Consider the following 2,952-nt stretch of genomic DNA (forward strand, 5'->3'; position numbering starts at 1 on the left):
ATACTATTCCAATTGCTAATGTTTAGATTGGAACAACTCTTTCAGACAAAGAGAATAAGGTAATTGCATGTTTATATTGTTTAGAAATGAAAAGTTTTATTGTATCATTTTTTAATCAATTAACTAAGAACCAAATCACGCTCTGTTTTTTTAAAGAGCAGCAAACAAATAAATATGAATTTACGATTACTAACAGCTTTATTTTTTCTAAATAGTATTGCTATTTTCTCGCAGGAACGAGTCATAAAGCATACTATTGTAAAAGGAGAAACCGTATCCAGTATTGCTGATAAATATGAAGTGAAGCAAAGTGAGATTATAAAGTTAAACCCAAGTGCCAAAAAATTATTAAAACTGAATGCCGTTTTGATAATCCCACAAGAGGCTAAAAACAAAAGTGTTTCCAAAAGTAATTCGATCTTAAGTCAAAAAACAAAAGATCATGAAGTACAAGCCAAAGAAACTTTGTATGGTATTGCAAAACAATACGGAATTGCATTTAAAGTACTTAAGGAATTGAATCCCACTCTCGGAGAATCTGAATTAAGAATAGGTCAAAAAATTAATATTCCTGAAAATGCATTTTTATCTAGTAAAATAGAATCGGATGTTGTAAATCACACCGAAAAGGGTAATAACGAGGATCAAAATGAAGTTAAAAGCACTTTTACAAGAGCAGTTTTACCAAAAGAGACAAAGTATTCTATCACCCGAAAATACGGTATTACAATTAAAGAATTTGACAAAGCAAATCCTGAAATTGGCGTGAAAGCATTACGAGCGGGCCAAATGATTACAATTCCGGGTACAGAGGTTGTGTCACAAAGTCAAACTACTTCTCTTGAAGAAACGAGCAGTACAATTGTTGTAGCAAGTCCCAAAAATGAAAATCTGGAAACGATACCGACAACTAGTAGCGTAGGAGAAAATGCAACAAATAATTCAGCTTTTCCTAGTCAGACTAATATTGCAACAGCAACATTAAGTTCTAATTCCCAAGCTATAATAAGAGAGGTTTTACCTAAGGAAACTAAGTATGCTATAGCAAAACAATATGGTATTACTGTACAAGAATTAGAGAAGCAAAATCCTGAAATTAAAAATGGTCTTCCAGTAGGGTATAAGCTTTCTATACTTTCGCCAAACCAATTAAATTACGAGTTGAATCAAACGGCAGAGATAAAAATTAGCGATGCGGCTATAGAAAGCAAAAAAATTGATTTTAATACCGCCGTTAAACCATCATTTAATCACGATTTTTTAGACCAGTTGATTTCTAGAGCCTCAGAAAATATAGGAACTCGATACCGAAGTGGAGGCACTAGCAAAGATGGCTTTGATTGTTCTGGATTGATGTGTTCTACATTTGGTTCTTTTGATATTAAATTGCCACGAACTTCAAGAGAGCAATCTGCAGTGGGCACTAAGATTAGTACAGATGAAGCTCAAAAAGGAGATTTGATTTTTTTTAAAACCAATGGTAGAGGGCAAATCAATCACGTGGGAATGGTTGTTGAGGTTTGTGAAGGTGAAATTAAATTTATTCATTCCTCTACAAGTAACGGTGTAATTATTTCTTCGACAAAAGAGCGATATTACGAAAAGAACTTCTCGCAAATCAACAGAGTTGTGCAATAAGTGCAATACAAAATGTATCAAAAAAGCCTCTTTTTTATTAAGAAAAGAGGCTTTTTTGATGAAAATGAAACTTTTATTTAGAATCAATAACTGAAATAACCGTTTTAATATTTGATATCCATTCTTTTACTGTTCCAATGTTTGTGTTTATTGCTATACTGTTGTTGTTATAGGGTTTGTAAATATCAATGTTTGATCTAGAAAACAACCCTACTGTAGGAGTTAAACCTGCACTTGCTAAATGCATAATGCCACTATCAGCGCCTATGAAAAGTTTTGTGTTTGCAACTACAGCAGCTATTTCTCTCACATCTTTACTATAAAATGAAGTTGCCTTAAAATTGATTTGTGAAACATTTTCAACCGGTAAAATTTCTAAGATATTGTAATTAGAAAATTCTAATTTTAGACCCACATAAAATTCTTCCCACCACGTTGTAGAGTAACATTTGTCAGCTGTAGCGTAAGTAAAAATACAAATTGTTTCTTTGTCATTTGGTATTAAAGCGTCAACAGCATTCTTACCTTGTAGCAATTCAGTTGCTGTCAGTTTGATATCTAATGGAGGTAAAGCTGTATGGCTCTCAGATAATCCCAATTTACTTAGGAAACTACGGAATTCATAAATAGGAAATTTTGCAATATGCTCGTAATCAAGGTGTTTGATTCGAAGTGTTTCGTCTTCTTCTCCAAAAAATTTGTATTTCGCATTTGCAAATTGTGCTGATAACCTACCAGAAGAGGAGTTTTTATCCACATTTATTACAATATCATATTTCTCACTTTTGATTTTTACCCATACTTTAAAATAAGCAGTAAGGTCTTTAAAAGGTTTTTTAGGTAATTCTATAATGTTATTGATGTTGTCATAGTTTTGAAAAACAATTGGCGCCAAGCCACCTTTTACAAACAAATCTATTTTACAATTTGGAAAAGTGTTGGTGACATCCTGAACAAGCGGAGTAATTAGTAGTAAGTTACCAAGCCTGTGATTGGGTCTAGAAATTAAGACTTTTTTAATTGTTATTTTTTGAGAAGGATCTATGGCGTAGTTGTTAGCAGATTTGCCAATATTTTTTGTAAGTCCACGAGTTACAGCTCGGCGCAGCACATTGATTTTTGTTAGAAGACTCATGTAGTAAATGAAATGTTATATTATTCTATTTTGGACAAATGTACAATTTACTTGTTTACATTGTTTTTTTGAGTAAAAAAGTATTATTTCGAACTGGTTCGAAAATTGAAAGGGCTTTACAGAATGTGATTTTTGTGTTGTTTCTCTATAGTAGAAATTGATTTTGTTACTGAAGAAAC

General features: G+C 32.2%; 2 protein-coding genes. One reads left to right on the forward strand and one right to left on the reverse strand.

All coding sequences use genetic code 11. The annotated features are described in order from the left end of the window. Window positions 1-174 precede the first annotated feature (174 nt). Entirely contained in the window at window positions 175-1,638 is a 1,464-nt protein-coding gene (locus tag FPG59_RS15330; protein WP_086455424.1) for a LysM peptidoglycan-binding domain-containing protein, read from the forward strand. Between the two features lie 73 nt (window positions 1,639-1,711). Here FPG59_RS15330 and FPG59_RS15335 read toward each other — a convergent pair whose 3' ends face one another. Further along, window positions 1,712-2,773: a glycosyltransferase family 9 protein gene (locus FPG59_RS15335; protein ID WP_086455425.1), complete on the reverse strand. Its 1,062-nt coding sequence runs from the start codon at window positions 2,771-2,773 to the stop codon at window positions 1,712-1,714. Window positions 2,774-2,952: the final 179 nt, after the last annotated feature.

Origin of the sequence: Flavobacterium sp. FPG59 (genome assembly GCF_002150205.1) — a bacterium.
In the GTDB taxonomy this organism is placed as follows: Bacteria; Bacteroidota; Bacteroidia; order Flavobacteriales; family Flavobacteriaceae; genus Flavobacterium.

What these genes read in the sequence shown, in the direction of transcription:
- FPG59_RS15330 (WP_086455424.1), top strand. Translation starts at nt 175, where the DNA reads ATGAATTTACGATTACTAACAGCTTTATTTTTTCTAAATAGTATTGCT.
- FPG59_RS15335 (WP_086455425.1), bottom strand. Translation starts at nt 2,773, where the DNA reads ATGAGTCTTCTAACAAAAATCAATGTGCTGCGCCGAGCTGTAACTCGT.